Source organism: Dyella amyloliquefaciens, assembly GCF_004296575.1.
In the GTDB taxonomy this organism is placed as follows: domain Bacteria; phylum Pseudomonadota; class Gammaproteobacteria; order Xanthomonadales; family Rhodanobacteraceae; genus Dyella; species Dyella amyloliquefaciens.
In genome coordinates this window covers 14,718-39,879 of sequence record NZ_SAYT01000003.1, presented here as the reverse complement: position 1 = coordinate 39,879, position 25,162 = coordinate 14,718, and the positions used below count along the sequence as shown (strand labels likewise).

23 protein-coding genes and 1 other RNA gene are annotated in these 25,162 nt (G+C 63.5%); 11 read left to right on the top strand and 13 right to left on the bottom strand.

Annotation, left to right across the window (positions count from 1 at the left end):
* Positions 1-56: 56 nt before the first annotated feature.
* Positions 57-1,727: a DNA repair protein RecN gene (gene recN, locus EPB08_RS08700; protein WP_130618704.1), complete on the top strand. Its 1,671-nt coding sequence runs from the start codon at positions 57-59 to the stop codon at positions 1,725-1,727.
* Positions 1,728-1,989: 262 nt separating this feature from the next.
* On the opposite strand, the gene EPB08_RS08695 is transcribed toward recN, so the two are convergent.
* Positions 1,990-2,625 carry a response regulator transcription factor gene (locus tag EPB08_RS08695; RefSeq protein WP_130618703.1) on the bottom strand — a complete coding sequence of 212 codons (636 nt, stop codon included), beginning with the start codon at positions 2,623-2,625 and terminating at the stop codon, positions 1,990-1,992.
* A gap of 69 nt (positions 2,626-2,694) precedes the next feature.
* On the opposite strand from EPB08_RS08695, the gene EPB08_RS08690 reads away from it, so the two are divergent.
* Complete coding sequence (locus EPB08_RS08690; RefSeq protein ID WP_130618702.1) at positions 2,695-4,290, top strand: MASE1 domain-containing sensor histidine kinase; 1,596 nt, start codon at positions 2,695-2,697, stop codon at positions 4,288-4,290.
* Between the two features lie 394 nt (positions 4,291-4,684).
* On the opposite strand, the gene fur is transcribed toward EPB08_RS08690, so the two are convergent.
* Entirely contained in the window at positions 4,685-5,101 is a 417-nt protein-coding gene (fur, locus tag EPB08_RS08685; protein ID WP_130618701.1) for a ferric iron uptake transcriptional regulator, read from the bottom strand.
* A gap of 76 nt (positions 5,102-5,177) precedes the next feature.
* On the opposite strand from fur, the gene EPB08_RS08680 reads away from it, so the two are divergent.
* The gene (locus tag EPB08_RS08680; RefSeq protein WP_130618700.1) at positions 5,178-5,636 is read left to right on the top strand and encodes an outer membrane protein assembly factor BamE; all 459 of its coding nucleotides are present in this window, start codon (positions 5,178-5,180) and stop codon (positions 5,634-5,636) included.
* A gap of 16 nt (positions 5,637-5,652) precedes the next feature.
* Here the strand turns inward: EPB08_RS08680 and EPB08_RS08675 are convergent, their stop codons facing one another.
* Together EPB08_RS08675 and EPB08_RS08670 are read right to left on the bottom strand one after the other, a co-directional pair.
* Entirely contained in the window at positions 5,653-5,934 is a 282-nt protein-coding gene (locus tag EPB08_RS08675; protein WP_130618699.1) for an RnfH family protein, read from the bottom strand.
* A complete protein-coding gene (locus tag EPB08_RS08670) occupies positions 5,927-6,358 on the bottom strand; it encodes a type II toxin-antitoxin system RatA family toxin (RefSeq protein ID WP_130618698.1) in 432 nt (143 codons plus the stop codon). The genes EPB08_RS08675 and EPB08_RS08670 overlap by 8 nt, the downstream gene beginning before the upstream one ends.
* 80 nt (positions 6,359-6,438) lie before the next feature.
* Between EPB08_RS08670 and smpB the strand changes: the two genes are divergently transcribed.
* Positions 6,439-6,927: an SsrA-binding protein SmpB gene (gene smpB, locus EPB08_RS08665; protein ID WP_130618697.1), complete on the top strand. Its 489-nt coding sequence runs from the start codon at positions 6,439-6,441 to the stop codon at positions 6,925-6,927.
* On the opposite strand, the gene EPB08_RS08660 is transcribed toward smpB, so the two are convergent.
* A complete protein-coding gene (locus tag EPB08_RS08660) occupies positions 6,919-7,431 on the bottom strand; it encodes a GNAT family N-acetyltransferase (RefSeq protein WP_130618696.1) in 513 nt (170 codons plus the stop codon). The two genes, smpB and EPB08_RS08660, sit on opposite strands and share 9 nt — an antisense overlap.
* Before the next feature lie 106 nt (positions 7,432-7,537).
* Here EPB08_RS08660 and ssrA point away from each other — a divergent pair.
* Positions 7,538-7,890, top strand: a transfer-messenger RNA (tmRNA) gene (ssrA, locus tag EPB08_RS08655).
* Between the two features lie 73 nt (positions 7,891-7,963).
* Here the strand turns inward: ssrA and EPB08_RS08650 are convergent.
* On the bottom strand, positions 7,964-9,553 hold the full coding sequence (locus tag EPB08_RS08650) for a carboxylesterase/lipase family protein (protein ID WP_130618695.1): 1,590 nt from the start codon (positions 9,551-9,553) through the stop codon (positions 7,964-7,966).
* Positions 9,554-9,763: 210 nt separating this feature from the next.
* On the bottom strand, positions 9,764-11,263 hold the full coding sequence (locus EPB08_RS08645; protein ID WP_130618694.1) for a GGDEF domain-containing protein: 1,500 nt from the start codon (positions 11,261-11,263) through the stop codon (positions 9,764-9,766).
* A gap of 515 nt (positions 11,264-11,778) precedes the next feature.
* On the opposite strand from EPB08_RS08645, the gene EPB08_RS08640 reads away from it, so the two are divergent.
* Complete coding sequence (locus tag EPB08_RS08640) at positions 11,779-12,312, top strand: dihydrofolate reductase family protein (protein WP_130618693.1); 534 nt, start codon at positions 11,779-11,781, stop codon at positions 12,310-12,312.
* 564 nt (positions 12,313-12,876) lie between these two features.
* Here EPB08_RS08640 and EPB08_RS08635 read toward each other — a convergent pair.
* The 3 genes from EPB08_RS08635 to EPB08_RS08625 form a co-directional block, all read right to left on the bottom strand.
* Positions 12,877-13,977 (bottom strand): serine hydrolase domain-containing protein, encoded by a 1,101-nt coding sequence (locus EPB08_RS08635; protein WP_205746317.1) that lies wholly within the window; start codon positions 13,975-13,977, stop codon positions 12,877-12,879.
* Between the two features lie 218 nt (positions 13,978-14,195).
* Positions 14,196-15,221: an alpha/beta fold hydrolase gene (locus tag EPB08_RS08630; protein ID WP_229238271.1), complete on the bottom strand. Its 1,026-nt coding sequence runs from the start codon at positions 15,219-15,221 to the stop codon at positions 14,196-14,198.
* Between the two features lie 288 nt (positions 15,222-15,509).
* Positions 15,510-16,535, bottom strand: coding sequence for an alpha/beta fold hydrolase (locus tag EPB08_RS08625; protein ID WP_165418451.1), 1,026 nt, complete (start codon positions 16,533-16,535; stop codon positions 15,510-15,512).
* 321 nt (positions 16,536-16,856) lie between these two features.
* On the opposite strand from EPB08_RS08625, the gene EPB08_RS08620 reads away from it, so the two are divergent.
* On the top strand, positions 16,857-17,549 hold the full coding sequence (locus EPB08_RS08620) for an SGNH/GDSL hydrolase family protein (protein WP_130618689.1): 693 nt from the start codon (positions 16,857-16,859) through the stop codon (positions 17,547-17,549).
* 207 nt (positions 17,550-17,756) lie between these two features.
* On the opposite strand, the gene EPB08_RS08615 is transcribed toward EPB08_RS08620, so the two are convergent.
* The gene (locus tag EPB08_RS08615) at positions 17,757-18,695 is read right to left on the bottom strand and encodes a Vgb family protein (RefSeq protein WP_425598250.1); all 939 of its coding nucleotides are present in this window, start codon (positions 18,693-18,695) and stop codon (positions 17,757-17,759) included.
* 420 nt (positions 18,696-19,115) lie between these two features.
* Between EPB08_RS08615 and EPB08_RS08610 the strand changes: the two genes are divergently transcribed.
* A complete protein-coding gene (locus EPB08_RS08610) occupies positions 19,116-19,391 on the top strand; it encodes a hypothetical protein (RefSeq protein ID WP_130618688.1) in 276 nt (91 codons plus the stop codon).
* A gap of 111 nt (positions 19,392-19,502) precedes the next feature.
* On the opposite strand, the gene EPB08_RS08605 is transcribed toward EPB08_RS08610, so the two are convergent.
* Both EPB08_RS08605 and EPB08_RS08600 read right to left on the bottom strand, forming a co-directional pair.
* The gene (locus EPB08_RS08605; protein ID WP_165418450.1) at positions 19,503-21,872 is read right to left on the bottom strand and encodes an ABC transporter permease; all 2,370 of its coding nucleotides are present in this window, start codon (positions 21,870-21,872) and stop codon (positions 19,503-19,505) included.
* A complete protein-coding gene (locus tag EPB08_RS08600) occupies positions 21,865-22,590 on the bottom strand; it encodes an ABC transporter ATP-binding protein (RefSeq protein WP_229238269.1) in 726 nt (241 codons plus the stop codon). The genes EPB08_RS08605 and EPB08_RS08600 overlap by 8 nt, the downstream gene beginning before the upstream one ends.
* Before the next feature lie 166 nt (positions 22,591-22,756).
* On the opposite strand from EPB08_RS08600, the gene EPB08_RS08595 reads away from it, so the two are divergent.
* The 3 genes from EPB08_RS08595 to EPB08_RS08585 are packed head-to-tail and all read left to right on the top strand — an operon-like array spanning position 22,757 to position 25,156.
* Positions 22,757-23,338: a hypothetical protein gene (locus EPB08_RS08595; protein WP_130618686.1), complete on the top strand. Its 582-nt coding sequence runs from the start codon at positions 22,757-22,759 to the stop codon at positions 23,336-23,338.
* A gap of 5 nt (positions 23,339-23,343) precedes the next feature.
* Positions 23,344-24,414, top strand: a complete 1,071-nt coding sequence (locus tag EPB08_RS08590) for a sensor histidine kinase (RefSeq protein ID WP_130618685.1) — start codon at positions 23,344-23,346, stop codon at positions 24,412-24,414.
* Complete coding sequence (locus EPB08_RS08585) at positions 24,407-25,156, top strand: LytR/AlgR family response regulator transcription factor (protein ID WP_165418449.1); 750 nt, start codon at positions 24,407-24,409, stop codon at positions 25,154-25,156. Before EPB08_RS08590 ends, EPB08_RS08585 begins: the two co-directional genes overlap by 8 nt.
* Positions 25,157-25,162: the final 6 nt, after the last annotated feature.

The window sequence follows — 25,162 nt, the reverse complement described above, 5'->3', positions numbered from 1 at the left end:
ATCCGCCCCCCGCCCCCTGCCCTTTACAATCCTCCGACTTCACCACGCCCTCGCCCATGCTCACCTCGCTCTACGTTCGTCATTTCGCCGTCGTCGAAGAAGCCGAGATCGCCTTCGGCCCGGGACTTACCGTGGTCAGCGGTGAAACCGGCGCGGGCAAGTCCCTGCTGGTGGACGCCCTGATGCTGCTGGCCGGCGCCCGCGCCGACAGCGGTATGGTGCGCGCCGGCAGCGACCGCGCCGAACTCACCGCCGAGTTCGACCTGTCCGACCTGCCCGAAGCCCGCGAATGGCTGCGCCGCGAGGAACTGGACGAGGAAGACACCTGCCAGCTGCGCCGCGTGATCCGCGCCGAAGGCAGCTCACGCGCCTGGATCAACGGCCGCCCCGCCAACGCCAGCCAGCTGGGTGAACTCGCCACGCTGCTGGTCGAGATCCATGGCCAGCACGAACACCAGGCGCTGCTGTCGCGCGCCCACCAGCTCGAACTGCTCGACGCCTACGCGGGCAACGAGGCGTTGGTAAGCCAGGTGCGGGAACTGGCTACGCAGTGGCGAGAGCTCGGCCAGCGCATCCGAAAGCTGAGCGGCGGCGACGACCGCGAACAACGCATCGAACTGTTGCGCCATGAACTTGACGAGCTGGAGAAATGGGCCCTGCCGCCTGAGCAATTGGTCGAACTCGAAACGAGTCACAAGCGACTCGCCAACGCGGGACGTCTGGCGGAAGGCGCCGGCGGCGTCGTCGAGCTGATCGATGGCGACAGCGAGTTCGCGCTGCGTCGTGCGCTCGGTCGCGCGCAGCTGGAAATGAGCAAGCTGGCCATGCTCGACGACCGGCTCGCCCCGCTGCTCGAGCTGCTGGACAACGCATCCATCCAGCTCACCGAGGCCTCCGACGGCCTGGGGCGCTATGCGCTGGACGTCGACCTCGATCCGGAACGCTTCTCCGAAGTCGACACGCACCTGACGCGGCTGCACGAACTGTCGCGCCGCCATCGCGTACCGACAGCCGAACTGCACGACAAGGCGGCCACCCTGCGCGATGAACTCGCCGAACTGGAAGGCGCCGGCGACGCGGTCGACAAGTTGTCCCGCCAGCGCCAGCAGCTGCAGCAACGCTATGACGAACACGCCGCCACACTGAGTCGCTCGCGCCAGGAGGCTGCCTCCCGACTCGGCGACGAGGTGAGCGCCTTGATGGCCGAACTCGGCATGAGCGGCGGCCGCCTGGTGATCGAACTGGAAGCCACCGGCGAAAGCGACCCGGACGTGCAGGGCCAGGAACGCTGCGAACTGCTGGTCAGCGCCAATCCGGGCCAGCCGCCGCGTCCGCTGCGCAAGGTGGCCTCGGGTGGCGAACTCGCGCGCATCAGCCTCGCCATCGAAGTGGCCACGCTGGGCAAGGACACCATCGGCACCATGGTGTTCGACGAAGTGGATACCGGCATCGGCGGCGCCGTGGCCGAAGTGGTGGGCCAGAAGCTGCGCGCACTCGGCGGCGAGCGTCAGGTACTGTGCGTGACCCATCTGCCTCAGGTGGCTGCGCAGGGCCACGCGCACCTGCGCGTGAGCAAGGCCAGCGACGGCGAATCCACGCATACGCGCATCGAAAAGCTGGATGCGAACGGACGCCGCGACGAGCTGGCACGCATGCTGGGTGGCGTGGAGATCACACGCGAAACCAAGGCGCATGCGAAGCAGATGCTGGATCGCGCGCAGGTCTGAGGCGTTTTCGGCAGAGGCCGCCGACCACGACCTGCTGTGGGAGCGCACCCTGTGCGCGACACCATCTGGCGATGGCCCCCGTGGTGCTGCAATGAACGATGCGGCGCCCGGGTTCCTTTGCAGTCGCGCACAGGGTGCGCTCCCACAACGTTGGATCCATCCTCTATCGAGTCGGCGGAAATTGGCGACTGAGGCGCGACGTGACCCCGCGATCGCGCACTGGGTGCGCTCCTACAACAAGGTCAATGGGATGTGGCGCGGGCTAGTTCTTGCGCGGCAGCAGCCCGCGCTCGGCGGCCATGCGGTACAGGTCCAGTTCCGAGCCCGCGCCCAGCTTGCCCATCAGGCTCGCGCGGTGGATGTAGACGGTCTTCTGCCCGATGCCCAGTTCGCCGGCCACCTGCTTGGGTGCGCGACCCGCCGCCAGCAACAGGAAGACTTCGCGTTCGCGTGCGGTCAGGCGGTGAATCGGATCGCGTGATTCGCTCGGCCGTTCGGCGCGACGCTTGCGCAGGTCCGAGCTGAGGAAGCACTCGCCCTGCATCACCGCGCGCAGGCCGGCCACGAGCTCTTCCGGGGCCACGCCCTTGGTCACGTAACCGCTGGCACCACGGCGTAGCGCTTCGGAAACATAGGGTTCGCCATCGTGCATGCTGAGCACCACGATGCGTGTGTCCACCGCCACGCTGCGCAGATGTTCGATCAACGGCAGCCCGCTGCCATCCGGCAGCGAGAGATCGAGCGCCACGAGATCGGGTCGACGCTGGCCAACCGCTTCCACCGCATCGTCGGCGCTGCGGCACTCCGCAACCACCTCCAGATCCGGCTCCAGCTCGATCAGCCTCTTGAACCCCTCGCGTACGATGGCATGGTCATCGACCAGGACAATGCTGTACATGGCTGCATGTATAGCAGCCGGAAGGATGACCGCCTATACCCCCCGACCCCTACAGGTAACATCGAGCGCATGCCATCGAAATCTTCTGTGTTCCCTGCTACCGGTTTTTTGCTTGCGGTCGGCTACTTCCTGCTTTGGCTGCTGCTGTGGCCAACGGAGCAGCCGTATTGGATGCTGCCCTACGGCCTGCGCTTCGGCGCATTGCTGCTCGCTCCCGTGCGGATGTGGCCCTGGCTGCTGGGCGCCGAATTTGCCGCCACGGGGCTGCTGGCCACGGTACACGGCCTCCCTCTGGGCTGGACCGGCTTTTTCCTCGGCGAAATTCCTGAACCCGTCGTGGTGGCGATCTGCCTCTGGCTGATGCGTCGCGCCAATCTGCACCCCAGCCTGCGCGACCCGGAAGACGTCGCACGACTGCTGCTCTCGGCCGCCTTCACGGTGGCCGCCACCACCGCCACCGACGCCGTCCTGCTGGCCCTGGTGCACGCCAGCCCCACCTCGGACCTGATGATCCAGGCCCTGGGGCAGGACCTGCTCGGCAACTACGTCGGCGTGCTGCTGGTAGTCCCCCTGCTGGTGATGCTGCTGCGCGCCCGGCTGGCCAAACGGGCCTGGGGCCGCCTGCTGATGGACGGCCTGCTGGTGCTGGTGCCGTCGCTGGCCATCCTGATGGTGCTGTCCTCGCACGCCGCACCTCAACCGCAGTTCGCCCGCGTGCTGTCGCTCGCGCCGGTGCTGTTCTTCGCGTTCCGCCATGGCTGGCGCGGCGCCAGCCTGTCCATGCTGATCTCCAGCCTCGGCATGACACTGATGGACCACATTTCCGGCCACGGCATTCCCAGCGCAGCCGGGGAGCTGTTCCTGGCGGTAGCCGGCACGGGTGCGCTGATGCTCGGCTCCGCCACCGATGCCCTGCGCCGCAGCAGCGAGCGCGTGGCCGAGCAGAACGTCTACCTGGCCGCCGTGAACCGCCGCCTGGACCACCTTGCCCGCCAGCTCAGGGACGCCGCCCGAGGCAATTTGCAGGCCGAGGAAAATCAGCGCCGGCACATGGCCGCCGAGCTGCACGACGAGCTGGGGCAGAACCTCACTGCGATCCAGACGCACGTCAAGCTCGCCCAGTCCCGCCTGGCGCAGGCCGGCATGGACGACATCGGGGTATCGATCAACGCGATCCTGGGCCACATGCGCCGCGCCCTGCACCGGCTGCTGGACGACCTGCGCCCTGCGGTACTGGACGAATTCGGCCTGTTGCGCGCCCTGGACGAAGGCCCGATCCGCGACCTGCTGAACGCCGCGGGCGTCGCCTATCGCACCGAACTGCGCGGCGACCCGCGACTGCTCGACGACGACACCCGTACGGTGATCTATCGCCTGGTCCAGGAAAGCGCCACCAACGCGGTGAAACACGCCCACGCCGACATCTTCCAGCTGCGCCTTCGCATTGGCGAACGCCAGGGTGCGGCGCTGGCGCTACTGGACATCCGTGACAACGGTATCGGCCTGCCGGCCCGGATGCCGCGGGGCGGACGCGGCATGCAGGGCATGCGCGACCGGGTCACCGCGCTGGGCGGGCTGTTCCGCGTGCGGCCGGAGTCCCAGGGGGTCCATCTGCGCATTTTGCTGCGCAGCAACACGCAAACCGGTGACGTGGCTCGCACTTAGGAACGTTACATAGGAAATTTTCCAATACCGGACGTGTGAAGGCTTCGTTAGTCTGGCTACATCGATGTGGGGGAGCCACCATCGCAAGATGGTGAGCCTTGCCAACCGTGGGGACGGTGGGCAAGAAGAGCGGCAGGATGCCGTTCCGCCGGAATCGGTGGCACGACCGGGTTGAGCGAGCAACTCGCCATCTCCAGGGGCCATCCGGTAACGGATCAAGCCGCAGGGCGGACAGGAGTCCTCCCGCGGCTTTTTTTATGGGCGAATGCCAGCCCCCTCGCCCCCTCACCTGCACGAGTCACTGTCCCTGCCTTCCCGGGACCCATGTCGTCGGCCACAAAAAAAAGCCGATGGCGCCGCCACCGGCTTTCCGCAGGCCCGCCCTTTCAGGGACTTACTTGGCCTTCTGCTTGGGCCGCACGTACAGCACCAGGCTGTGATCCTCGATCACATAGCCGTGGCGCGCCGCGATTTCGTGCTGGAGGCGTTCGATCTCCTCGCTGACGAACTCAATGACCGTTCCGCTGTCAACATCGATCATGTGGTCATGATGCTTGCCGCGGTCGAGTTCGTAGACGGCCTGACCACCCTCGAAGTTGTGCTTGACGACGATGCCAGCGGCCTCGAACTGGGTCAGCACCCGGTAGACGGTGGCCAGGCCGATGTCTTCCTGGTGGGCAAGCAGCTTCTTGTAGACGTCTTCGGCGGTGAGGTGGTGAACCTCCTCGTCTTCGAAGATCTGCAGGATGCGCATGCGGGGGTGCGTCACCTTCAGCCCGGCTTTGCGCAGTTCTTTGGTTTCCTGTTCCATAGCAAGCTCCACGCACACGGCGCCACAAGGCCGTTAGTGTATCATCCGACACCTTTACGATCCGGACGCAACACGCATGCATAAGCTGATTCGCACGCTGGGTTTCGCCATGCTGGCCGTCTCGCTGGCCAGCTGCCGCCTCATTTACACCCCTGACGTGCAGCAGGGCAACCTGCTCGACAAGAAGAACGTGGATCAGCTGCAGCCGGGCATGACCAAGCGCCAGGTGCTGGTACTGATGGGCTCGCCCTCGGTGAACTCGCCGTTCAACCAGAACCAGTGGAATTACGTCTCCACCCAGCAGCACCGCGGTGGCGATATCAAGATCCGCACGCTCACGCTTACCTTCAACAACGACTCGCTGGTGCGCACGGACGGTGATTTCTTCGCCGAAGACGCCCAGAAGCTGGTCGACGACACCAAGAAGTACCACGCCAGCTACCCGGTGGACGAAACCAAGGGTGACAAGAACACCGGCGGCAGCAGTGACGGCGACAAGGGCGGCGACAACGGCGGCGGCAACGACGGCCACTGAGCCAGCCTGGCCGGCGTCAGCACTCGTGGGCGCGGCGCCGGCGTGCTTCTTTCGGATCGAGCGTGAGCGGCCGGTAGATTTCCACCCGGTCGCCCTCGCCTAGCACCTGGTCGGGTGCGGCCTTGCGGGAAAAGACGCCCAGCCGGGCCGGATCGACGACCAGCCCGGGAATCTCCCGGACCATGCCCGACGCCTCGATGGCCTGCATCACCGTGCTGCCTGCCGGCAAGGCCACGCGACGTACCACCTGGCGTGCGGCCTCGGCATAGACGACTTCGACATGGACTTGCTCAGCCATAGGTGCGCTCCGCCTCGCGGCAGAAGTCGTCGACCATGCGGCCGGCGAGCCCCTGGAAACCCAGCTTCAGCGCCGTACCGCCGAGCTTGCCGGCATAGTCGAAATCCAGCGCGAAAGAGATCTTGCAACCGGCCTCGCCCAGCGCAATGAACTCGAACAGTCCATCGAGACTGCGGAAAGGACCATCCACCAGGCTCATGTGCAGGCGCTGCGGACGCACGGTGGTATTGCGGGTGGTAAAGCTCTGGCGGAAGCCGGCGTACTTGAGATCCAGCCGTGCGACCAGCACATCATCGCCACGCTCGAGGATCTCGGCGCCGACACACCAGGGGAAGCGCTTTGGGTATGCTTCGACGTCATTGACCAGGTCGAACATCTGGGCCGGCGAATATCGCACCAGGGCGCTGCGGCGGATCTCGATCACATCAGCCTCTTTTCGAATTCATCAGATCCACGCCTTATGGCGGGATCAAGTCAGGGCAAACAGCCCGAAGTTTAACGGACATGGCCAAGGCTAAGGACAAAGACAAGCAGGGCGGCACCATCGCGCTCAACAAGCGCGCCCGCCACGAGTACCACATCGACCAGCGCTTCGAGGCCGGCATCGAGCTTCAGGGCTGGGAGGTGAAGTCGCTGCGCGCAGGACGCATCAACTTCGGCGATAGCTACGCCATGGTCATCGCCAACGAGATCCAGCTGGTGGGCACCTCCATCCCGCCGCTGATCAGCGCCTCCACGCACGTGATCGCCAACGATCGCCGCACGCGCAAGCTGCTGCTGCATCGCGCCGAGATCGACACGCTGATCGGCGCCGTCGAGCGCAAGGGCTACACCCTCATCCCCACGGCCATGTACTGGAAAGGCAACAAGGTGAAGGTGGAACTGGGCCTGGCCAAGGGCAAGCAGGCCCACGACAAGCGCGAGACGGAGAAGGAGCGCGACTGGCAGCGCGAAAAGCAGCGCACCATGCGCGCCCACAACCGCTCAGCCTGATTTGCCCCAGCGCAAGCCGGGCTCTCCCTCGGAGAGCCCCACCACGTTGGCACGCAGCATCATGTTCATGGCGTCAATCGAGGTGCCGAAGCCGAAGCGTTCGTACATCTTGTGCGCTTCCGAGGTGGAATGCAGATTGATCGAATCCACGTCCTGCTCCCGCGCCGACGCCCCCACGGCGGCCAGCAGCGCATTGGCGACGCCCTGCCGCCGGTGAGCCGGCTTCACGTACATGTTGAGCAGGTACCAGCCCACGCCCCGGAGGAAATACGCCGAAGGCATATGGGTGTACGGGTGCACCGCCACGCAGCCGGCGGCACGCCCGTCCAGCTCGGCCAGCCAGAACAACAAGCGGCCCTCGGGAATCGCCTCCTCGATCCAGCCTCGCAGCTGGTCGGCGAAACCGTCCGGCAGTGCCTGGTGGAGCTCGTCCTCCAGGAAGGCACATCGCAATTGGGTCAACACACCTGCATCGGACAGCCCAGCCTGACGAGTTCGCAGCATGGCCCTTCCCTTCCGGTGGTGGTCGGCGCACACGATAGCGTTGCTATGCCGCCTTGAAGGAAGCCCTTCCACCTACATATACTGGGCGACCAGCAATCGTTTCCCCGGGGGTGTCATGGCTTCGACGGGGGTAGTGAGATGGCTTGGTGCATGCCGAGGGGGCAGCTTTCCTCGTTAATCCAGCGGCAAAACTCATAGTTGCCAACGACGACAACTACGCTCTGGCCGCTTAAGGCCTAGCCCCGAACCCACTTGTGCTCGTGCTCGTGGATGTAGGGTCATTATCACGAGATCGCCCGAAGCTGCCGCCTGTCGGTAAGGGTTAAATCAAGCAGGCTGGTCCTTCGATGCGCTTTGCACGCTGTGCTGTCGCGGGACGAGATCTAACGGCGAGCTAAGCATGTAGTACCGGGCGTCAAACGCCTTCGGACGCGGGTTCGACTCCCGCCACCTCCACCATCAACAAAAAAGCCCGGCGAGTGATCGCCGGGCTTTTTTGTTGGCTCGCCAAACGTCGTGCCCCCCATACCGATCAGGGTTGCCTGTCGGGATCGACTCGTTGCAGGAGCTCATGACGTGCGGCGTCACGGTCGATGTAGGAATGCGTATCCGCGCCGATGGCCTGGCGCAGCAGACCGCCCTCCTGGCTCGCCACGGCCGGCCAATGCGGCAGGCCTGGACCGTTGGGGTTGCCGGTCTTGATGAAGTTGGCGAAGTAGCCTTCCATCACGCACGACACGCCGCGATCGGTGGCGGTCCATGCGTAGATCGGGTTGCCGTCGAGATTGCCCAATGCGTATTCGATTTCGCCGCTGTGTACGGCGCCCGGGTCCGGGCCGGCGCTGCCGTCTCGCTTGGCGGGGCGTGGTTGCTCGAAACGGTAGTAGTACACCGGAGCGCCCGTCTTGTACTGGAGATGCATCCAGCGCCAGGTGGGGTAGCCCATGAAGCGGTCGCCCCCCAGTGCAGTGCCGGAAGCCCTCACCTCGGCTTCGTCACCGCCCGGGTACAACCGCAACACCTCCTCGGCGTTCGCACCGAATTCCCGCTGCACGGCGGCGCGGTAATTGGCAGGCGTGGGCGGCTTGTCGCCGAGCAGCGCATGCCAGTCTTGCTCCTGCGAATTGGACCCTGCCAGCAAGGGAATGTGTGCCTGCGCACCAGCCTCATAGATGGCTGCGGGTGTACGCGGCAGGAGGTCGCCATCGATGGAAGGTCCAAACTTGGTGACGCCCTCGTCACCGCAAGCCTTGAGCAGCACATCCGCCTTCATCGCGCGCAAATCCGCCAGTGAATGCGCGCCTACATGCTGCATGTAGGCCGCTCCCTGCTGTTCGGCGGATGCCCGCGACGCCGGCTGGCGTTGACCGAACACTGCGCCGCTCTCGCCAATCGCACGCTGCATCAATCCCTTCGACAGCGGCGAAGCCATCAAGGCCGACACGGACATCGAACCTGCCGACTCGCCGGCAATGGTGACCTGCTGCGGATCACCGCCAAACGCTGCGATGTTGTGCTGTACCCAACGCAGCGCGGCCACCTGATCGAGCAGGCCATAGTTGCCGGTGGCGTGTGCCGGCGACTCCGCGGCCAGTGCAGGCAAGGCGAGAAAACCAAACACGTCCAGCCGATAGTTCACGGTCACCGTGACGATGCCGCGTTGCGCCAGGCTGGCACCGTCGTAGCGCGCCTCGGAACTGTCGCCAGTGATAAAGCCGCCGCCATAGAAATACACCAGCACCGGCAGCTTGCCGTTGCCGGCGTGCGCAGGCTTCCACACGTTGAGGTAGAGGCAGTCTTCGCCCATGCCATCGGAGTGGAACACCTGGTCGCTGTAGATCGGGCGCTGCATGCAGCGCGGGCCGAAACGGTCTGCCGTGCGCACGCCTTTCCATGCGGCCGCTGGCTGCGGAGGCTTCCAGCGCAGCGTGTCGACGGGCGGCGCGGCGTAGGGGATGCCCTTGAACTCATCCAGACCAGCCTGTGCATTTGGGACACCCGACACGCTGCCGGTGTCGATCCGCACTATCGGCCCGGCATCGGCAGCGGCGGCCCACGGAACGGGCAGCACCAGGGCCAGGGCCAGGAGAAACCGGTACGAATACGGAAAAGCCGTACGCATGAAGGGCCGCCTCGGTCAGGTAGCAGAGCGCCCATCCTAAAGGATGCAGCATCGCCAGGTGGACGCTTCCGGCACGCAGGGGTTCGCATGGCGCGCCCTTCGCCACAGCCCAGGGAAACCGGCGATTCGGCGACTATCGGGCAGCGACTTTCATGCCGATGAACTAGGCCAGCATACGGTCACCAACCATCGCTGGCACAACCAGGCCCACTACGCGTTGCTGGCGCCCGCCAACACGGAGGAAGGACCGACGTCGCCTGCACCCGCCTCGAAGCGATTGCGCCCATTGTGCTTGGCGCGATACAGCGCATGGTCGGCTTCGGCGAGCATGACAACCGGATCGATCGGCGTCTGTGCGGTCTGGGTGGCCACTCCAATGCTGATCGAGAGACGCCCGAGCGGACAGGCCGGATGCGCAATCTGCAGGTGCTCGATCGCGGTGATCAGGCGGCGTGCGACCTCTTGTGCCATGTCCATGCTGGTATCGATCAACACGATGGCAAACTCCTCGCCACCGTAGCGCGCCACCAGGTCGTGCACGCGCACACGGCTGCGGGTCAGGGCGCCAGCCACCTGCACCAGGCAAGCGTCACCGGCAATATGGCCGAAGCTGTCGTTGTACTGCTTGAAGTAGTCGATATCGATCATCAGCAGCGAGCAGAAACGCCCCGTCCTGCGCCCCTCCTCCATCGTCTCGCGCAGGCGCTTGTCCAGCGTGACGCGATTAGCGATGCCGGTAAGCGGATCGCGGCCCAGCTGTTGTTCCAAGCGCCAGGCGCTTTGATCGATGGCACGCTGCTGGTCGATTTGCCGACTCTGGATGAATGCCACGCGCAACCCGTAAAACAGCACCGCCAACGCCCCCACCACCAGGCTGGGAACGAAATTGAAGCGTGACGTGCTGATGCAGAGCATCACCACCATTGTCGCCAGCAGGATCGGCGCGAACGAGGCGATGGTCTGCGAAACGCCCAGCGATGGATGGTAGGAGCGCAACCACCGAGGCGGCTGGCGCAGGACCACCACTACCAGCAGGGCGTGTGGAATATCGATCAGGGAACCCGCCCACCATGGCAGACCGTGCATTTCCATACGGTTGTAGATACAGGCGACCGTCGCGTTGACCAGCAGATAGGCGCCAGCCGTGTAGTAGAAGAATCGCCACCGGAAGCTTCGCGCTCCAAACAGGCGCACGATCGCCATGGCAGCCAGCGAAAAATCGATGGCGTCGGCCAGGTCGACCACGACGTGGATGCTGGCAGGATCGGACGCCAGCGGCCCGCTCAACAGCGTGGTGAAGAACTGGTACACCAGCACCGCCACCATAAAGAGCAGCACCAGGTCCAGCACGGCCACGGCACGCGGTTCGTGCATCGTGAACGAGCGTGTGGACATGAACATGCAAGGGATCATGTACAGCGCCGACAACACCGTGGCGAGCGCCGCCAGGTAACCGCCCTTGTCTCCCAGTACCGACGCCAGCACATTGGTGCTGTCCCATAGCATCTGCATCGACACGGCCACCGCCAGCAGAAGCCACGGCAGCCGGATCAGAGCCGGGCTACGCCGGTAACGCGTAAACACCGCCCACACCGCCATCGCCTGCACCGCCAGCATGGCCAGTTGGGGAGGCACGGCCTCCACATGGCCGTACCAGTACGCCAAGGCCAGATGGGCCACCAGCAGCACGATGAGTAGGACGACAGCCAAGCGCGAGGCTCCTTCGGGTCAGCGAAACAACTACGACACGGCTCGCATGGAGTCAATGAAAAACATGCGCCACACCGGAAACCCGTCCCACCCGGCCACCACGCGGGTACGCGCATGACGCTTTGCTGCCGTCGCAAGCCGTGCAGGTGTGGCCATGTAAACCATCTCAAATGGCTCCGTAGCGAGAAAGTGGCGGCTCGAAAGAAGGGCGCCCACCGGGGGCATGCTCATGCAAACCCGGAATGTGAAGCTCGAACGAGTCCTGCTCGCTGCCCCGGCCAGGCACCTCAGAGCGATGCCTCACATATCCATTTTCCGATATCGATACCGGGCAATCGGCGCGCCCCAAGAAAACGCATGAAAATGCGAGCCGCCTGAGCGCTGCCTTCATACATTCGTTGCCAATACGCTCGATACGTCCGTTGACAGGAAGCCTTCCTGGGGACGGGGCTCTTCGCTTCTCCACCGCACATAGGCGCGCTACGCTAAAGCCCCCCCGCGCGCGGAGACGTTCCATGGCGAAGTTTGTCTTCGGGTTGAACGTGTCGCTGGATGGCTACGTCGAACACCAGAGAATGGGAGCGCCTGATCCCGTGCTCTTTCGTCATTTCACGCAACAAGTGCGCGACCAGACAGGCATGCTCTACGGCCGCCGCATGTACGAGGTCATGCGGTATTGGGACGACGACGCTGCCGACTGGGGTGCCGATGAACGCGAGTACGCCGCGGTATGGCGAAGCCGACCGAAGTGGGTCGTATCGCGCACACTGAAGTCAGTCGGCCCAAACGCCACCCTGATCGCCGACGACATCGAGGCGGTGATACGGAGATTGAAGGCAGATCGCCCGGGTGAGATCGAAGTCGCTGGACCCGAGCTGGCCCAAAGCCTGACGGACCTGGGCCTCATAGATGAGTACCAGCTCTATCTTCAGCCCGTCGTGCTTGGTCACGGCAAGCCATTCTTCGCAGGCCCTAGATCACCACTTCGCTACGTGACCAGCGAATTGATCGGCGAGAGCGTGATTCGATTGACGTATGCACCTGCTTGATACGTCTCGCGCGACTGGCGACGCCAGCACATAAGGCGCGGCTAATTGATGAACCCAGGATCGCCTCTTTCGAAGCGGCCCTGCCCTCTTCCCCACTGCAGCGCGACTCAACGCGCGGCCGTCAGGTACCCGAAGGTTCGAATGCAGCTGTCACAGCTGCATTTACCAGTACAGCCACAATTTGACGCCGATCGCGACAACGGCCAGCAACAGCGGAAGCATGTTTTCCATAACGTCGTATTTAGGGCTGCCGATTGGCTTCCCATGGGCCAAGCCCCAAAAAATCGAATGTATTTTCGCCTTCAGACTCTGCACCGACTACCGCCCTTGCTGATCACTCGTGCGCCACCTTGCGGGCGCCATTGGCTAATCGTAACGCCGCCTGGCAAACGACGCCCACGGCTTTCGCTCGAACTCAGATCCACCTCCGGCCCGGGCGACGAACCTTACAACCAAACGCCGTACGCCACCCTTTCGTCTCGAAAATTCGCCCATATTGCGACACGGCATCGGCTGGTGAGCGGATCAAGAAGCAGCTTCGCTGGGGCCTCGTCGTCAAACGATTCAGCGATAGCTGGCCTCCATCAACGCCGTGCCAAGCTCTCCGATCTTCATGTGATCGAAGCTGGTGTTGTTCATCACAATGACCGTATGCCCGCCATCGAGCGTGCGCCAGGCAAGTACCCGAAAGGCACCGTTGGATCCATATTCCCAGGCGACGGAATGCTCCATGCCTGCGAACGTCAGCGTTTTGGTGCGGCCACCCAGCGCGTAATTCTGGGCCGGACGCTCAACGGTCATCAGAGTGCGCGTCGACTCGGGCGACAGGATTCGCCCCGCGAATAGGCCATCCATCAAGACGAAGAGGTCGCTGGCGCTGGAGTAGAACCCTCCGGCCAGGACCATGAAGTTCGGGGTGGGTTTGTCGAGCAGCTCGGCGTAGGGAGTGAGCCGCAGGTACCCACGCGCCATGCCCGGCACGGTGGAAGAACTTCCACTGTAGATGCCGCTGTGATGCAACGCGAGCGGCTGGACCACGAAACCGTCGACCAACGACGCATAGTCACGCCCGGTGGCCTTCTCGACAATCGCCTTGACCAATAGCCAATTCGAGTGTGAGTAGTCCCAGTCCGTTCCCGGTTCGAAATGCAGGTCGCCGCTGGCAAAACGATGCACGGCCTCTGCGTTGCTCAGCGACAGCGCACGCGTAGCCGGATCGCGCTTGATGGCCTCATCGATCTCGTTCGGAACGCCGCTGGCATGGGTCATCAGACTGCGTAGCGTCAGCTTGGCACCACTGTCATGACGGTAATCAGGAAGGTACGTTGATATGGGCTCGTCGAGCGCGAGCTGGCCTTGTTGAACAAGGCGCATCACCACCATCGCCGCGATCCATTTTGAGACGGACCCTGCCTCGAATGGTGTATCAACGGAGATGCGTGTGCCTGCCCCGGCGTCAGCCAAGCCGAACGCCTCCGCGTAGTCGACCTTGTTGTCATGCCCCACCAGCACCACGCCGTTGAATCCGTTGTCCGCGGCAAAGCGCCGGGCGATCGCTGCACAACGGCCGCAGTCCGCCAAGGCCGGAAGACTCATGAGCAAGGCCAACCCTGCAAGCACGAATCGCCAGCCGGCGTGCCGATCCACGCCGCTTCGCAATTTCACTGAACCATCCATGGGGTGCCTATTTGACTGGTGAGGGCAAACAACTTCCGCATTGGATGCCACACGACGCGATAAGGTTTATGTTCCCTTCCTGCCAGCCGTACTGGCCCCGACTTGATCCCACGGAGTCCGACAGATTGCGATGGCCGCTTTGGGCTACGACCTCAGTCGGTCAGCGCATCGCATCGTGGGCCATGTAACGATCCAGCTCACGCGCATCAATGGGCTGAAACGGTCGCCTCCTTCAATAAGGAAGTTACGGCGTTGGTTACCACTTCGGGCTGGTCCAGCTGGATATCGTGAGAGGCGTGATCGACCATGACGTGCTGGCCATGAGTCGTCGTGGAGAGAATCTTCGCCTGCGTCTTGTCCCTTGCCGCTTCCAGCGTCTTGCGAATATCGGCAGGGGCATCCGCATCGGTGTCCGAAGCCCTCAGCACGACAACCGGCAACGCACCAAGGGTTTCCTCAGGCGATACAGGTTGGCCATACACGACCGCGTTGTCCTCAAGCTCCGATCTCAGCGTGCGCCAGAACGCCGGCTCGTATTTGTATGAAACGATGGCCGCATTCACCTTGGCACTGGCACTCGGATTACTGCCGGCAACGCAGCGCGCCAATGCAGGCGGCGGGGAAGCCAGCTGATGTTTTTCGGCACCGGCTTCACACTCGCGGATGAAGGCAAACCGCTGCTCGTTCATCTGATCCTCTTCCCGAGCCCACTTCGGCGCGACGGAAGCCACATCCTGCGCCGGAGGGTCGACCAGAACCATGCCACTGATATCGGCCGGGTAACGCTGCGCATACAGTCGAGCGATATTGCTCCCCCTCGAGTGTCCGACCAGGACCAATGGCGTCTTCAGGCTGGCGTGCTGGATCAACGCGTGCAGGTCGGCAACTTCGGCATCCAGGTTTCGCGGCAATGGGCCTTCGTTGCTGAAGCCAAAGCCGGCCCGATCGTACGAACACACTTTGACGGATGAGGCCAACAGCGGCTGCACTTTGAACCAGGTCGTGGTATCGGCATGCGAGCCGGCTTCGAGAAGCACCGTCTGGGTGCCCTTGCCCTCACAGCGAAGATTCAATGTTCGGCCTGGTGCAATGGTGACGAGGGTCGCTGCTTGCGCGTAGCTGTCCGGGATGTGATCAGGCACATGGATGGTCGCGCCGCTGACAGCATGCGCACTGCTCGCCAAGAACAACCACAGGGTTACCTGGCTTGCCTTCCAAAGCTTTCCGTCCACAGCCTTCCCCTTCGAGGTGCGGCAGCTCGGCGAGCCGCCCGGCATGTGCTCTTATCGACTCGGTCGAGACCAGGAAAGTTCGGCACATTCACTCATGCCATGGCAAAACCGGTAGAGAGGAAGCCCGTAACGCGCGGGAAATGGTCAGCCAAGGCCCCGTTTCCAGGTACATGCGGGCATCTGCCCCGGAGCGAAATGGACACTCATCGCACCCAGGCTAAGCGTCCTTCTTGGCGCCGCCCCAAGCAAAGTAGGTGCATTGGGGCCGCCCCACTTGGCCAGCCCGAGCTAATGCCGCGATGGCGACTCGGCCCGACCGCGAACTTCAACTATCACCTGGTGCACTGCATCGATGACGGCGTCCGGTTGCTCTTCCTGGATATAGTGGTGTGTATTCGGGACCACGATATTCTTTCCGCGCCCCGACCGGGCGGCCAGTTCATCGTTGTTCTTCTTCCATGCGCTAGCGATCGCTATTCGCGTCTGCCTGGGAAGTGCCGTCTGCTCGTCCTTGCCCGCGGTTAGAACGACAAGCGGCGTCATTCCAAAGTTGGAATTGGCCTTTTGCAGCGCAAGCTCGGCGGCCGACATCCCATGATCTGGTGCCGGATAGGTGTCAACCAAGGCAGAGAGCAAGGCGCTCTGCTCGCTGGCACGAGCGAGTTGCTCGTTCAAAATCTTATGGCGCGCATTGTCCGGGCTGGCAGGATTATCCAGGCAGGACGACGTCTTCCCCTCAGGCCTTGCGAGTACTCCGGTGCGGGCAAGTTCCAGGCACTTCCTCGCGTCAGCGATATCGCGATTGTCCGATGCGTACCAGGCGTCCCGTTGGCGACGTGTAAGTACGGCCGACGCCACCTTGTCTGCGCCAACAGTGAATGGATCTATCAGCACCAGTCCCGCGACGTCCTCTGGATAAGTCGACGCGTAGAGCGACACATAGAGGCCACCATCCGAATGGCCAACGAATATCGCCGGTTGGCTCGGACTGATGATCCGCACCAGACGATGTAAGTCTGCGACGGTGTTCACCGCAGTGGATGGCCATGGGGCCGGATCGCTGAAGCCGATACCCGCCCGGTCGTAGGCGCACACACGGGTAAATTTGGAGATACCAAGCTGCACAGAGCGGAAACTCGCGCTGTCGTCGCCACCGCCAGCTTCAAAAACCACAGTTGGTGAGCCGCTGCCGGTGCAGAAGACATTTAGGTGGCGGCCTGGATCCACCTCCACCAGCAGATGCGGGTGGGTGTACTCCTTGAGGGCGATGCGGTCATTTGCAGCCCGTCCGCTGGCGAAGCTTGTCGCGATCAAGCAGGCCAACCCGAACGATAGTAAACAGCACTGTTTCATCGATCTGATGATCCCTCAACCGCGTTGGCGCGCCAGCGTATCAGCAACTCTGAATCCCCTGGATTCCTCGGACAACTTGACTTAGCCCGTTACCTCAATTGTCTACTCCGGGATCGGAAGCCGACATTACATACAACCCATCCCCAGCAAATGCCGCGGCGCAGCAGAAGCTGGTAATTCACAGACGGCGCGTTCAGACGGCTTCAATGCGGGGGTGATGGATGTGGTCGCCCCTTTCACTACTATCGCTCCATCTACGACGCCGGCAAGGAGCTTAGCCGCATGTGGGCAATTGCACGGATAAGGCGTTTTTTGACCATCGCGTTCCTCGCTCTCTTATTTGCAACGCCGGTGTACGCGGCACCTTCGCTGCCGAAGGTGCTCATCATCGGGGACTCGATTTCGCAGGGCTATACACCGCATGTGACCACGCTTCTTGGTGGCGAGGCTGAAGTGATCCGAAATCCGGAAAACGGGCAGACGTCTGCTTATGGACTCGAGCGCATGGACGAATGGTTGGGGTCCACGAAGTGGGACGTCATCAGCTTCAACTTCGGTCAATGGGACTTTTGCTATCACAACCCGTCACTTCCCGATGGGAACGATCGCGACAAGATCCATGGCGCGATTGCCATCAGTCTGGACCAATACAAGAGAAACCTGGAAGCGATCGTTGAGCGCCTGCAGAGGACGAAGGCGCATCTCATCTGGGAGAACTCGACGTTTGTTCCCGAGGGTGAAAGTGGGCGATACCCCGAGGACGCCATCAAGTACAACCAGGCTGCCAAGGAGATCATGGATGAACACAGCATCCCTGTGGTCGATCTGTATAACCTGACCAAGGGCTTCGAACCCAAGCTCTTCAAGCGCCCTCAAAATGTGCACTACTCGGATGAGGGGTATCGAGAGATCGCAACTACCGTCGCCCGGGCCATACAGGATGCGCTGCGAGGACCGAGTCATCGCTCGCCATGAACTCACATTGATGGTGCGATCCATGCATTTCCAAGCGCGCATCGCGTCGAACGTGGAAATCCGTGATCCGCGCGGCGCAGCCACGCTGGCACAAGCTAGCAGTTGTTACTCTCATCCTGCACGGTTCGCGAAGTAAGAAGTCAAGCCATCACTGAGCTACGGCGTGTCGATGACCGATCCGCGCCGTGCTGGCCCGCGATCACGACATCACTTGCTTCCCGCATCATTCGCCTGCGTCTGGTGAAGCAGCACATGATCCGTGCCCGATGCAGACATCCAGACCTCGCCCTTTCGCCCCATCATCTGGCGGACGTTTGAATTCGGCAGGGGAAACGTCATTACGTCGAAATGCTCGGTACGTGGGTCGAACCGCACGAGCGCGTTGGCCGTCCACTCGCTTAGCCAGACCACGTCATGGTCGTCGACGAATATCGCGTAGGCATGCGGGCCATTGCCCGGCAACGACCATTCGCGCCATTGATGCTTCGCGGGATCGAACATGCCGACTTTTCCCGCCGTCCACTCGCTGACCCATACGTGCCCCTTCGAATCGGACCACACACGGCGTGCCCCTTGGTTCGCTGTCGGCGGCTCGATCACTTGCGTCGAACCACTCTTGGGGTCGATGTGGCCGAGATAGCTGCCAGCCAGCGACGCGTAGTACAGGCTGCCATCCGGAGTCACGCAGATACCGTATGGCCCTCGACCACGCGGTGCATCGAAGACGCGCATGCGACCGCTTGCGGGATCGAGTTCACCATAGATGCCGTTCTGTCCGGTAAACCACAGATGGCCATGCTTATCGAATACGGCCGTGTTGAGATTGGCGTCTGGCCGATCCTTCGGCAGCGGGAAGCGCGTGACGGCGAGCGTCTTTGCGTCGATCCGGACGATCGCATTCAGGCCACCATCCGTGATCCACGCGGCATGGTCGGCCCCGACGATGACGCCGTGTGGCGCGGAACCCGTACCGAGTGGCACCCAATCGGCCTTGCCACTACGCGGATCCAGTCGCCCGACCGCACCACGCGCCTGCGCGGTGTACCACACCGTGCCATCTGGTGATGGAGCCACGTCGTGTGGCCCGCTACCGGCAGGGACATCGAATGATTGAAAGGAAGACGGCTGCGCCTGGGCCCACCCCATCATGGGCAGGACGCCCAGCAGGACCACCATGAGACACGCGGCCCATCCCCGGCCCGATGCCTTATGGGTTGCCAACGATACGCTCGCGTTCGCGATCCCCAGCATGGCTACCTCCCCTCGTGATGTACGAGTTGCAAAGCCCGTAGGTCGAAGCATTGTGGCACTTATCCCGGTTGGCGGCTGGACCTGTGCATAGTGAGGGTTTCCGTACGCCACGCTGACGTGATGCATCACGAATGGCGAGCGCCAGCCACCGTATCTTTCACATGGCTGACGCAAGAGAAAGACGCACTGAACAACGCTCGATTTTTTCGTATGCGTTGCGCCATCTATTCATCGAACTTCGCGCCGGCTGTGCCATGTTACCGGCGCCGTCTTCGCCACAGGTGCTACGGCCGCCCTTCTTCCTGGAGTTCCGTCATGCGCACACTCATCGCATTCGCACTACTCGCCTCGATCGTCGCCATGCCCGCCATGGCCGCTCCGCAAGCTCATGGCCACGGTGGTGGCGGTGGTCACGCTTCGGACATGCCGACGAGCATGCCCATGAATCATGACGCGCATGGCGACGCCGTTTCGGCAGAGGCCAAATCCGCCAAGGCTGCCGACGAGAAGGTGGGCCCCGAGGTGCGCAATGTGGCTCACGACAAGTCCAACGGCAAAGGTCTGACCAAGACCAAGGGCAAGGGTCACTGATACGAAATTTGCGGTGGACGGGGTCGGCGCGCGGTGAAGCGAGCATCATGCGCTTCACCGTGCTCCGGTCTCTTGTCTAGGCCACCCGCACCCAATCGAGGTGAGCGACAGTCACTCGTACTGCAACGCCCTCACCACCGATAAGCGCAGGGCTCGCCGTGCGGGCCACGCACAGGCGATCACCGAAACGCTGCTTACCAGCGCCAGCCAATACCATGCACCGGCAGGCTCAGGAAGCAACGACGTGGGTACGGGAAACATCACGGCGGCAAAGCCTCGCGCCAGCACCATGCTGATGGGCACGGACAGCGGCAGCGACAACAGCCAGCCCAGCCATGCCATCACCAGCCCTTCCAGTTGCACCATGCCTAGGATGGTGCGGCCGCGCGCACCGATGGCCCGCAGCACGCCGATTTCGCGCTGACGCTCCAGCACGGCCACGCTCATGGTCGATGCCAGGCCCATGCCGCCGACGATGATCATCACCCAGCCCATGCCGCCGAGGAAGCTCACCACCATTTGCAGGTGATCCTCGATCCCTTGCCTTTCTTCGCTGAGCAACTGGGTGCTGGAGACGACCATGCCTTGCCGGTCGAAGGCATCGCGCAATCGCCGAATGACGTCGAGTTGACCGTCCTTGTCGCGGGCAGCGGTGCTTACCAGCAACAGTGAAGTGAGGTCGCGCCCGCTCGATGTGGCGAACCCGTGTTGCGACATGAACGCCACTGGCTCTGGCCCGCTGTCGATGATGCCGGCGATCCGCAAGGTCGTCTGTCGACCATCGATCGTCAGTTGTAACGGCTGCCCTACCTGCAATGCCGGTTCACTCCTGAGCACCCCGCTACCGATCACCACGGCGTCGGCATCGTCATCGCTCAGCCAGCGTCCGTTTTGCATGGCGGGCGTAAGCAGACGACTGCTCCTCGGAACCGCAAGGAGGCTGAACATGTTGCCCACGGTGCCATCGGCGCGTGCCACGCCTGCACGGGCAGTGCCCCATGCTTCGGCCAGGGTGATGCCAGGCACGGCCTTCGCCGTCTCGATCAGGCGACTCGCCGGCTGTGGATCGAGCAGGCGCAGCGTGAGGTCGTGATGTTGATTGACGAAGAGCAGATCCACCGATCGCTCCACTGCCGCGCGCAGGTTGCTCGCGCCGACGAAAACGGCACCCGCGGTTGCCAGCGCCGCCAAGGTGAGCATGCAACGCTGACGCTGGCGAAAGACGTTGTGCAACGACAGCAGTTGCGGACGCGCGAGCGGCATGCCTTGCAGCCAGCGACGTGCGCTAACTGTGGTCGGCGCATCGGATAAGTCCTGCCCGTGCAGCGCTGCCATCACGGACTGGCGACAGGCGCGAGCGACGGGCACGGCAGCCGCAAGGACAGGCAACAGGACACCAACGGCCGCCTGTGCAACGAATGCCCATACAGGAATGGCGTAGCGATCGACCGGGAAGTTCAACAGCTCGCCCTGGAAACTGCCGTAGCGTCGCCCCAACCACGCCGCCGCAGGCAACGCCATGGCTACGGCGAGCAATCCCAAAGCGCCCGCCAGGGCCAGGACCTGCACGGCCAATTGCCCCTCGCTGGCGCCAACCGCTTTCATGATGCCGAGCTCGCGCTGCTGTCCCGCCAGCATCGCCGAGACCAGGTTGACGATCAGGCAGCCACACACGAGCAGGGTCAGGATGCCGAAGCCTCCCTGCGTGAGCATCAGGGTGCTCATCTGGGCAGCGTGGATGTGCTGGCCCGGCACGGGCACGTCGAGGTGGCCCACTCGACGACCTTCCGCTTCCGCCAGCGCCTTGATGCGCCACGCCAGTTGCCGCACAGCCTGCTGCGTGGGGTGCGGGTCCGACACCGTGATCTGCAGTTCGTCGAACGCGGACGACACGCCCAGCCGAGCCAAGGTTGCCGGACTGGAGAAGCCATACACCAGGTGATCCATCCAGCCGGGCGCCACCGAGACGTCGCGCACGAGGCCGCCGACCTGAAGCGTGACGGGCGGCTTGCCCGCCACCGCCACGGCAAGAGCCGCGCCGACCGTCGCGCCGGAATAGCCCAGCGACGAACGCTCGATCATGATCTCCCCGTCCTTCGGCGGCCATCCGCCCTGCGCATCCTGCAGTCGTCCGATGTCCGGGCGGGATACGTCATCGAGAGCATGCAGCACGACCGTTTTTTGCTCGCCGGGCCCTTGCGTAGTCACCACGACCGTTCGGCGCAACCGGGCAGCGGCCACCCCGGGCACCGTGCGGACGCGAGCCAAGAATGCACCATCCAACGGCGTGATCTGCAATGTCGCCGCGACCGGGTGACTGGCAACATAGCTGGCCTGCGTCGTCACGCGCACCAGTGCCCATGCATCGAGTATCGCCCCGGCGCCGATGAGTCCCAGCGCTACAGCAAGCACCACGAGCAAGGTCCGCGCACGATGGCCCCAAGCATCCCGCAGCGTTTTGCGCCAGCGCGTATCAAACATGGCAGACCTCTTGGCGCGAAGCCACGCGGCCATCTTCCAGGGCTATGGTGCGGTCGACCCGTCGCAGCACCGAGGGATCGTGCGTCACCATCACCAGGGTCTGTCCTTCGGCCACCAACTCGCCGAGCAAGTCCAGCAAGGACGACGCGTTGTACGAATCGAGGTTGCCGGTCGGTTCGTCCGCCAGCAGTAAGGCGGGTGCATTAGCCAAGGCTCGCGCCACCGCGACTCGCTGTTGCTGTCCGCCGGACATGGCCGAAGGGAGTTTGTCTGCCTGGGCCTGGACACCCAGCCTGTCCAGCAGCGCAAGAGCGCGCTGGCGGCGCTCGCTTGCGGGCCAGCGTCCTGCGAGGTCCATCGGCAGCATCACGTTTTCCACCGCCGACAGCGTCGGCATGAGCTGAAAGAACTGGAACACGATGCCGACCGAGCGTCCCCGCAATCGCGCCAGCGCTTGTTCCGACAGCGTTTGCACGGCTTGTCCGTCCACCCACACTTCGCCGGCTGTCGGACGATCAAGCCCGCCCAGCAGGTTGAGCACCGTCGATTTGCCGCTGCCGGACTTGCCGGTGATGGCGACAAACTCCCCTGCAAAGACTTCGAGGTCGACATCGGCCAGCGCGACGCAGGTTGCGCTGCCGGCGGCGTAGGTCTTGTTGACGCCACGTAGCCGGATCACAGGCTCGGGCGAAAGCGACTGGGCTATGGATCGATACACGGGTGACTCCCGACGTGGCCTGGGGTTGATGCATAGCGTAGGCAGGCCCGCCTGATGGGTGCCGACCGTTCACCGGCCTGTTTCGGCGATTCGGCGAATCCGGGTGCTTGGGGCATGGGGTGCCGTGGCAGTCTCGAGGCGTCCCATCCCACATCGAGGCATCACCATGACACCGTTCCTTCGCCGCGCGTTCGTCGCTGCCTTGTCCCTGAGCTTCGCAGCCGGCATGACCCACGCGGCTGATGCCGGAACCCCGACGGCCAATGCAGCAGAGCTCCACCAGTTCGATTTCCTGCTCGGTCAATGGCAAGTGAAGGGCGAGGTGAAAGTCGGAGGACTGGTGGCATTGATCCACGGCATGCCAAAGCTGACGGGCAACTGGAAGGCGTGGCACGCCGTGGATGGCAGGGGCATCGAGGACGAACTGCGACTGACCGACCCTTCGGGCAACCCGCTATCGTCAGTGCAATCCACCCGCATCTTTTCCCGCGAAGAAAACTGCTGGAAGATCACCGTGCTCGATGCCCGCGAGGGCCGTGCGCAGCCCTCGACCGGCCATTGGCAAGACGGCGAAATGGTGGTCATCGGCAGCGGCACGGACCATGAAGGCAAGCGCTATCGAAGCCGCACGCATTTCAACGCCATCACGTCGACGGGGTTCCACATGGTGCAGGACCGCTCATACGATGAAGGAAAGACGTGGGAAACGGCTTTCGTGACACTCAACGCCATTCGTACGGGCAACTGACCCGCGTGACGAACTCGCCGCAGCCTTCGCGCAGCTGGTTCTGGCTGCAGCTCATCATCGGCTGGCTGCCGATGTGGGGCTTGTTCACCGTGTTGATCATGAACGTACACAGCGCGCCTTTCGCTGGCGCTGCAAAAGTGGCGCTGCGCATGATCGTCAGCGGCGCTGTCGTGGGGCTGGGCGTGAGCGCGCTGGTCCGGCGATGTCCGTGGCCCTACCCGTTTCGCTGGTCGTTCCTGCTGATCCATACGTTCGCCGCCACCTTGTACTCCTTGCTGTGGGCGGCGGCTTATAGCCTGGTCGAAAGCCTGGTTCGCTGGCACCTCGTGTTCGACGTGGGCCCCGGCCTGGGTCGCTTCATGGTGACCGGCATCTGGCTGTATCTGATGATCGCTGCAGTGTCTTATGCCCAGCAGGCGACCCAGCGCACCGCCCTGATCCAGGCGGCGACGGCGCGCGCACAGCTCGCTGCGCTGCACGCCCAGCTGCACCCGCATTTCCTGTTCAATGCCCTGCACACCGTCGTGCAGTTGATACCGCTCGATCCCGCCGAGGCCAGCCACGCGGCGGAGCAACTGGCCGACCTGCTGCGCTCGGCGCTGGACGAGCGACGGGACCAGATCCCGCTCGCGGAGGAATGGCGTTTCGTGGAGCGCTATCTGGCGATCGAACAGCTGCGCTTCGGCGACCGGCTGCTGGTGACCGCTGCTCTACCCGCCAACCTGATGGACGCCTCCCTACCTTCGTTTGCGTTGCAGACGCTGGTGGAAAATGCCGTGCGACACGGCGCGGCCCCCAAGGTCAGCGCGACGCATCTGCACATTCAAGCCAGCATCGAACAAGGGCGGTTGTGTCTCGTGATCAGCGATGATGGCGCCGGTGCCGAGCCCGAGGCCTTGGACCAGGCTGGTGGAACGGGCTTGCAGCGATTGCGCGAGCGGCTGACTGCCCTCTACGGCAGCAACGCCAGGCTGGCGATCCAGGCGTCCCCGACAGGCGTCACCGCGGCACTGCATTTGCCGGCCACGCTGGCCGCGCGCACGACGGCCCATGCGACAGGCAACGACAATGACTGAGCGCGACGCAGTCTCCACCCTCATCGTCGACGACGAGCCTCTGGCTCGCGCTGGCCTGCGCCATCTTTTGCAGGAGGTCGACTGGATACGCTGCGTAGGTGACGCCGCGGACGGCCCGGCCGCCGTCGCAGCCATTCACCGGCTGCAACCCGAACTGGTCCTGCTGGACGTCCAGATGCCGGGATGCTCGGGCATCGACGTCCTGCGTCAGTTGCCGCAGCCTGCCCCTCGCATCATCTTCACCACGGCGTATGCAGAACATGCCGTGGCCGCCTTCGAGCTGGGCGCGCTCGACTACCTGCTCAAACCGTTTGGAGCCACCCGCCTCGCCGCGGCCCTCGACCGGGTCCGGGCATCCATCGGCGAGCCGCTGCCACCGGCGCTGGACCGCTACGGTGAAATGCTGGCCAACGGTCCCATGCAGCGCCTTTTCGTACGCAACGGACGCAGCATCCAGCCGGTCGCCGTCGACGACATCCACTGGTTCGAGGCAGTCGGCGACTATGTCGTGGCGCATACCGCAGGCGGCGACCATATCCTGCATCTCGCGCTGGGCCGCCTCGAGGTTCGACTGGACCCGCAGCGCTTCGCCCGCATCCATCGCACCCATCTCATCAACCTCGACCAACTGGCGCGCTTCAGGCGGGAGCTCGATGGTCGGCTGATGGCTGTGCTGCACTCCGGCATCGAGTTGCCGGTGAGCAAAAGCAAGGCGCAGGTTTTTCGCGAACTGGCGCGTTGATCGCGA